General features: G+C 67.8%; 7 protein-coding genes and 3 pseudogenes. 6 read left to right on the top strand and 4 right to left on the bottom strand.

The annotated features are described in order from the left end of the window. Positions 1–35 precede the first annotated feature (35 nt). From BMG523DRAFT_RS21445 to BMG523DRAFT_RS21435, 3 genes and pseudogenes are all read left to right on the top strand, one after another. Positions 36–859: pseudogene (locus BMG523DRAFT_RS21445) on the top strand (IS5 family transposase). 558 nt (positions 860–1,417) lie between these two features. Continuing rightward, a complete protein-coding gene (locus BMG523DRAFT_RS21440; RefSeq protein WP_011434627.1) occupies positions 1,418–1,720 on the top strand; it encodes a nucleotidyltransferase family protein in 303 nt (100 codons plus the stop codon). Beyond that, entirely contained in the window at positions 1,710–2,057 is a 348-nt protein-coding gene (locus BMG523DRAFT_RS21435; RefSeq protein WP_006538963.1) for a DUF86 domain-containing protein, read from the top strand. The genes BMG523DRAFT_RS21440 and BMG523DRAFT_RS21435 overlap by 11 nt, the downstream gene beginning before the upstream one ends. 84 nt (positions 2,058–2,141) lie before the next feature. Here BMG523DRAFT_RS21435 and BMG523DRAFT_RS21430 read toward each other — a convergent pair whose 3' ends face one another. Next, positions 2,142–3,029: a WYL domain-containing protein gene (locus BMG523DRAFT_RS21430; RefSeq protein WP_051624004.1), complete on the bottom strand. Its 888-nt coding sequence runs from the start codon at positions 3,027–3,029 to the stop codon at positions 2,142–2,144. A gap of 15 nt (positions 3,030–3,044) precedes the next feature. On the opposite strand from BMG523DRAFT_RS21430, the gene BMG523DRAFT_RS26845 reads away from it, so the two are divergent. Both BMG523DRAFT_RS26845 and BMG523DRAFT_RS21425 read left to right on the top strand, forming a co-directional pair. After that, entirely contained in the window at positions 3,045–3,320 is a 276-nt protein-coding gene (locus BMG523DRAFT_RS26845) for a hypothetical protein (RefSeq protein ID WP_235463357.1), read from the top strand. Further along, complete coding sequence (locus BMG523DRAFT_RS21425; RefSeq protein WP_235463355.1) at positions 3,268–3,969, top strand: IS66 family transposase; 702 nt, start codon at positions 3,268–3,270, stop codon at positions 3,967–3,969. The genes BMG523DRAFT_RS26845 and BMG523DRAFT_RS21425 overlap by 53 nt, the downstream gene beginning before the upstream one ends. Positions 3,970–4,047: 78 nt before the next feature. On the opposite strand, the gene BMG523DRAFT_RS21420 is transcribed toward BMG523DRAFT_RS21425, so the two are convergent. Continuing rightward, the gene (locus BMG523DRAFT_RS21420; RefSeq protein WP_157858539.1) at positions 4,048–4,938 is read right to left on the bottom strand and encodes a hypothetical protein; all 891 of its coding nucleotides are present in this window, start codon (positions 4,936–4,938) and stop codon (positions 4,048–4,050) included. A gap of 77 nt (positions 4,939–5,015) precedes the next feature. Here BMG523DRAFT_RS21420 and BMG523DRAFT_RS26840 point away from each other — a divergent pair. Further along, positions 5,016–5,144, top strand: a pseudogene (locus BMG523DRAFT_RS26840) (winged helix-turn-helix domain-containing protein); the annotation flags it as partial. Between the two features lie 71 nt (positions 5,145–5,215). Here the strand turns inward: BMG523DRAFT_RS26840 and BMG523DRAFT_RS26835 are convergent. Then, positions 5,216–5,740 (bottom strand): annotated as a pseudogene (locus BMG523DRAFT_RS26835) (transposase); the annotation flags it as partial. A 295-nt stretch (positions 5,741–6,035) separates the two neighbouring features. Continuing rightward, the coding region (locus BMG523DRAFT_RS21410) for a CHAT domain-containing protein (protein ID WP_043592193.1) at positions 6,036–6,361 on the bottom strand (326 nt) is incomplete at its 5' end.

Raw genomic sequence — 6,361 nt, 5'->3', positions numbered from 1 at the left:
GGTTTGGACGGGGGTGATGGCGGCAGGGGCTGGTCATGGTACGTACACACCGGTATCCATCGGATCTGACCGACGCCGAGTGGGCGCTTGTCGAAGCTGTGTTGCCGCCGGTATCGAAGGACGGCCGGCCCGAGGCGCACTCTCGCCGGGACATCGTGGACGCCATCCTGTACGTGACACACAACGGGATCGTGTGGCGCGCGCTGCCGGCGGGCTTCCCGCCGTGGCAGACGGTCTACGGCTTCTTTGACCGGTGGAAGAAAAAAGGCGTGACCGCCGGGATCCATGACGCGCTGCGGGGCAGGGTCCGGCTCGCGCGGAGCCGACCGCGGGGGTGGTGGACTCCCAGTCGGTCAAGGGCGCCCAGACGGTCGGCGCCGACTCCGGCGGCTACGATGCCGGCAAGAAGGTCAACGGCCGCAAGCGGTTCGTGATCGTCGACACGCTGGGTCTCCTGCTGACCGTCCTCGTCGTCCCTGCCAACGTCCAGGACCGCGACGGCGGCCGGCGCCTCCTGATAGACCACTACTTCACCCATCATCGCTGCCGTCATCTGTTCGCCGACGGCGGTTTCGCTGGCNAGCCTGTTGCATGGGCGCGGACCATCATGAGGACCACCGTCGAGATCGTTCGGAAGAAACCCGGTCAGAAAACCTTCGAGGCCCTGCCGAAACGATGGGTGGTCGAACGTACCCTTGNCTGGCTCACCGCCCACCGGCGGCTTGCCCGCGACTACGAACGCCACCCCGCCACCTCCGCATCGTTCATCCACTGGGCGATGATCCGCACCATGGTCCGCCGTCTCGTTCGCGGGAATCCCGTCCCACGCTGGCAACCCCGCGATACTACAGAGCGTTAACATCACTCAAGATCCAGGACAGGCTCTCAGTAGCCATGGCCACGCCGTGGCGGGAGTCAGGTCCACCGGGTCGTGGAGGGCACGGCCGGTGGATCTGTGAACCACGAATACCCGGCGTCTGTCACCCGGTCGTGTTCTCGCTGCCTGCGGATGCCCGAATCGCGATCGTGATCTCGTTACCGGCCGCGGGGGCGACGGTGCAGTGCAGCCCGAGATCGGTGACACGGCCGTCGCGGGCGTTCCATTCGCGGGCGCCGTCGTCTTGGTGTGACCTGGCATTTTGTTGAACTTTTTTCTTGGTGCAAAATTCGCACAATCCGAACCGTCGCCTGATTCGCCCGGCGGGCGCTGTGGTCCAGAGCTCGTTTGCCGGTGTTGAGTTAACCCCTTAACCGCCTCGGGGTGCCGCTGGCCTCGGTCCGAGTCGCCGGGGCGGGCGTGATGCCAGTGAGTCGCGGTTTGCCCGTGCGGCTGGTCAACGGGCAGTCATGATCAGCGGCGATGCGCGTTGGAACGGTGCGCCCTGGACCTTGAGCTTCCTGCGGCTACCCTTGACCTGTGGGGTCCATCGCCGGAGTAGAGATCGACAGGGCACGCCTGGCCGCGATCTGCGCTCGTTACGGGATCGCGGAACTCCAGGTGTTCGGCTCGCAGGCGCGCGGCACCGCGACCGCTGACAGCGACATCGACATCCTGTACACCCTTGCGCCGGGCCGGCGTCTGGGCTGGGACATTGAGCAGCTCGCCGATGACCTCACCGGCCTGTTCGGACGGCCCGTCGATTTGGTCTCCGCCCGCGGGCTCCACCCGCTGCTCCGCTCGTCCGTCCTGGCTGAGGCACGGCCCGTCTATGCGGCGTGACGTCCTCCTTCTCAGCGAGATGATCGAAGCGGCCGACCAGGCACAGAAACTCACCGACGGAATCACCGTCAGCGCCCTGGAAGCGGACCGGCAGCGCCGCGACGCACTCCTGTGGAACTTCACCGTGCTCGGCGAAGCCGCCAGTCAGCTCTCCGAAGAGATCACCAAGAGCTATCCCGACATCGCCTGGAAGCAGCCCGTCCGGCTACGCAACCGGATCGTCCACGGCTACTGGTCCGTCGACCTCGAGATACTGCACACCGCGGCCAGAGAGCAACTACCCCAGTTCTCTGTCGACCTGCGTCGAGTCCTCGCAGCTGTACGCGAAGGCACCTGAACCCACCGAGGGCTGGAGCGTGAGTGGCCTGGTCGCCTGATGTCGGGCGCGGGCACAGGCAGTCGGTGAGGGCCACCGACGGGGTCAGCCGACCGGGGCGACCGACTCGATGTTGGCCACGGTGAAGTCCCGTTGTGCGTCCCGCAGGTGACACCACGCCTCGAGCCATCGGCCGTACAGCTGGTGCGGCTGGATCTCCCGGGCAGTCCGGTTTCCTGCCTTGTTCCGGTAGCTGATCAACACGTCGCGCTGGGCCTCGATCGCGTCGGCAAGCAGGATGATCTCGGTATCGGTCAGGCCAGGGTTCAGCTGCGCCAGCCGCGCGGACGTCTCCGAGATATCCGACCCGCCGCTGTCCGTGCCATCCGGGTCCGCGAGCAGCCGTGCGGCCAGCTTCTCCGCGTCCATCCGGGGCCGGACCCGGGACGCGGCCCGCGTCGGCGACCGGGGCGCAGCCGCGCGGTGCTCCTGCTGCTTCTCGACGATCACTGTGCCCGTCGCGTCCTCGGCGACCGGGGACAGCCCGGCCGCACGCAGCCGTGCCAGCACCTCGTGCGGCTCGTGCGAGCTGGACAGCACCGTCGGCGCCACCCGCGCCAAGGACAGCTTCGCCAATGACCGGGTATGCAGAATCTCGCTGATCAAGGCCTCTTCGGCCACGACGCACGAGCGCATTCCCCGCACCCGGATCTTCCCGTGGAGGCGAGCCACATCCTTGACCAGATATTCCAACTCCCGTATCGCGGCGGCCGCCTTGTCCCGCAGCTCGCCTGGCCCGTATAGATGCAGCGGGAAGAACCAGTCGACGTGCTCGCCGGCCACCCGCAACGACAGCCCACCGCGCGCCGCGCACAGCATGGCGCGTCGTAGCCCACCGGCGGCCGAGGCCAGGGGCAGCGGCGGGGCCAGTTCCTTGTCTCCGCGGATCTCCCGGCTGGTCGGAGCATGTTCCAACATCAACCATGCGGTCACCAGCGCGGACCACTGATGGGCCGGCGGAACTATGACCATCTCACCCGTGACGAGGTCGACTGCGATTTCCCCGGCGGCGGGCCGGCCCGCTTCTGGCTGTGGGTCTTCCTCGGTGAGGACTCGGTGTGCTTCGTGATGGACGCGACCCGTTCGAGTGCGGTCCTCGCCGACCATGTCGGCCTCGACCCGGACACCGGCCAGCTCAGCGACACCCCCGGGCGGCGCGCCGCGCCGGCTCGTGCTGTCGTCGGACTTCTACACCGTCTACGCCTCCGCCGGACGGCGGGCTGACGGCCTGGTCAACCTGTACTGCTGGGCGCACGCCCGGCGGCACTTCGTACGAGCCGGGGACGCGAACCCCGCCCAGCTCGGGATCTGGGCCCGCCAGCGGGTCGACCGGATCCGCGATCTCTACACCGCGCACGACGCGCTCGCCGCGGCCTGGCACACCGCCGCCACGGCCCCGTCCCCGCGCGCCGAGCGCGCCCTGGCCGCCGCCTACGCCGGCTGGGACACCGCGATCGGCATGATCGACACCGTCCGACAGGAACAGATGACCTCCCCGGGCCTGCAGGAACCCGCGAAGAAGGCCCTGGCCACGATGGACCGGGAATGGGACGGCCTGACCGCCCACCGCAGCTATCCCATGATCGGTCTGGACAACAACCCGGCCGAGAGAGCGATCAGGGGGCCAGTCGTGACCCGGCGCAACGCCGGCGGCTCCCGCACCGAGGACGCCGCCCGCGACGCCGCCACGATCTTCACGGTCACCGCGACCACGACGCTGCACGGACTGAACCTGCTGACCTACCTGGAAAGCTACCTCGACGCCTGCGGCCGGACCGACGACACAGCGCTCACCGGCACCGACCTCGAACGGTTCCTGCCCTGGGCCGCCAGCCCCGACGACCTTGAGGCGTGGAAACAGCCACCCAGCTGACCAGCGAACTCCTCGCAACACCCAGCGGCGTGACCGACCGTCACGCCGCCCGCGACCATGCACCCACGGGAATTCCGACTACGTACGTCTGAATCGACGGAGGTCGAACGTGACAACGGGTTTCACGGCTTCTAGATCGTAAGGGTTGGGTGAGACTTCCGCGCCCAGCTCGGGCAGGCATCCGATCGGATCGGTGACTCGGTCGAGTTCAAGGCTCGCCTCGAACAGGGATCGTTCGGGTTCGAGACTTACCAGATGGTAGAGAGTGTCTTTGCTGGTCGTGGGTGCTACATCGATGACGGTTCCGTTGAAGACAACAACATCGATGAGGTCAAGCGTCTTCGTGGCCTCGAAGACTTCGTGCACTATCCGCAACGTCATCCAGGCAACGAGCTGCGCATATAGCTTCTTGGCTTCAGGCTCTTTCCACTTTACCGGCCTGACCTCGGGTGCGGTCTTGAATAGCTTGTATTCCCTGATTTCGGGGATCACGGATCGTTGTGGGAATTCGATCTCGATGACGATGTCGTGTTCCTGGGGCCGGTAGGCGATTTTGCGTGCTACGGGGAAGCCGTCGGGATAGGACGTGGCCGCGAGCGCTTGGCCGACGAACCACTCGACCGCTTCCGGGTCACCGTCCAGACACGCCGCCCACTGTGCCGCGATGCGGGCGTTGTGCGCCGCGGCACGGTCGAGGGCCGCAGCCACCTGCTGGTCGTGTCTGGTTCGAGCCGCAGTGAGTTGTCGTAGCCGGTCGGTCTCGACCCGCTGGAACTCGGCCGTGTCGGCTTCCCACGTGCTTCGGGCCGCGTCGAACTCCCGCTGGTATCGACCCGACCCGCCCACCAGCCGGCTGGCCCGACCAGGAGCCGGGGGCTTGTATTGCTCCCAATCCGGCGCCCTACCAGCGATCGCCAGCGATCCCGGCTGAAAGATCGACTGCTTCGGTACTACCTCCAGCGCGGCCACGGTGAAGGCAGGGAGGCCCAAGACGTTGAGTAGCAGGTTCCTGCCCAGCTCTGCGATGTGAGCGGCTGCGGCAGCGGGGCTGGTCGTGCCAGCGGCCCGCCCGGCGGGCGGTTGAACGCGACGACGGTGCGGTGGGGGTGTGGCGGCGGGAGACGTGGCCGCGGGAGACGTGGCCGCGGGCAAAAAAATCGTTGCGGCCACAGGGTCCTGGATCGTCTTCGAGGACGAGGCCGGGGCTTTCGGACGGGCCGTAGAAGCAGTCGGCGATCACCGCGCGGAACGGGATCCCGGCTGTGCGGGCGTCGGTGACCAGGCCGGCGGCGATCTGCCCCTTGGTCTGGAACGACGGGTCGTTGCGCCCCTCGGGTAGGCAGGGGGCCGGCAGGTAGAGCCGGGTGTGCAGCGGGTGGTAGGCCCGCTCGTCGGCCCATGCCGTGGTCACCGCGACGACGCCACGCTCGATGGCCCCGCGGGAACCGAGGTACTGGCGGGAGACTCCCGCGGTGGCGTGCCCGCTCTTGCGGTCCCCGGAGTCGTCGATGACCAGGGCCCCGCCCGGCTGCGGGGCTGTGCCTGGCGCTCTGGCGAGCAGCTCAACCCGCCTACTGTTGATCTTCTGGTGGTCCCAGGAGGACTCCGAGACGAACCACTGCAGCCGCTGGGCCTGCCGGTGCTGGGCGCCGACCACCGGCTCCGCCCCGGCCAGGCAGGTCAGTGTCTTGTTCCGGTCCCGCGGCGCCAGCCAGACCAACCAGACAGTCCCGGAACCCCTGCCGCTGCGCCCGCGACGCGAACAGGTCATCGAACCGGGACGCGTACGCCTCCACGGCGCCGGTGCCGGCGGGCACGGCAGCCGCGCTGTCATCACTGCTCACCCCCATGACCGCAGGCGATCACTTCTCCTTATTCCCTGTTCCCGCTCCCATTACCGATCACAACAAACCACCGCCAGTTACTTTCGCTCCCGGCGCAGGCCTGCCGGTGACCGGATTCGGAACCCCCGCCCGGGCGCTCTGTGCACCTCCTGTCGCCGCGACGGCTTGTCAAGAACCTCACGTAGCAGCTTGGTGGGCTGCTACGGTGTGGGCGTGGCGGCGTCAGGCGCCGACGTGGATGTGGGACGCCCACTGTGACGGGGATCGCGGCGCGTAGTTGCGCTGGGCACGGGTGGCGTTGTGAACGGCCGCGGCCACGTCGCTACCGTCGGCTAGGAACCTGTAGATATTTTCCGCGAGGTCGACGGCGATCTGGTCGTTGATGGGCCACAGCGTGGCGATGACATGCCGATAGCCGGCGAGCTGGAAGGCGGAGGCGAGGTGCATCGCCTCGTCGGAAAGCTCGCCGCCCGGGCGGGCGGTTTCGCACGCGGACAGGTATGCAAGTTCGGCGTCGGTGAGCCTGAGGCGGTTGACGTCCAGAACGG

The sequence above is a fragment of the Frankia sp. BMG5.23 genome (assembly GCF_000685765.2).
Classification (GTDB): Bacteria; Actinomycetota; Actinomycetes; order Frankiales; family Frankiaceae; genus Frankia; species Frankia casuarinae.
This window is presented reverse-complemented; position numbering and strand designations above follow the sequence as displayed.

Coding starts and splice junctions, on each gene's coding strand:
- BMG523DRAFT_RS26845 (WP_235463357.1), top strand. CDS start 3,045: ATGGGCCGGCGGAACTATGACCATCTCACCCGTGACGAGGTCGACTGC.
- BMG523DRAFT_RS21435 (WP_006538963.1), top strand. CDS start 1,710: ATGCGGCGTGACGTCCTCCTTCTCAGCGAGATGATCGAAGCGGCCGAC.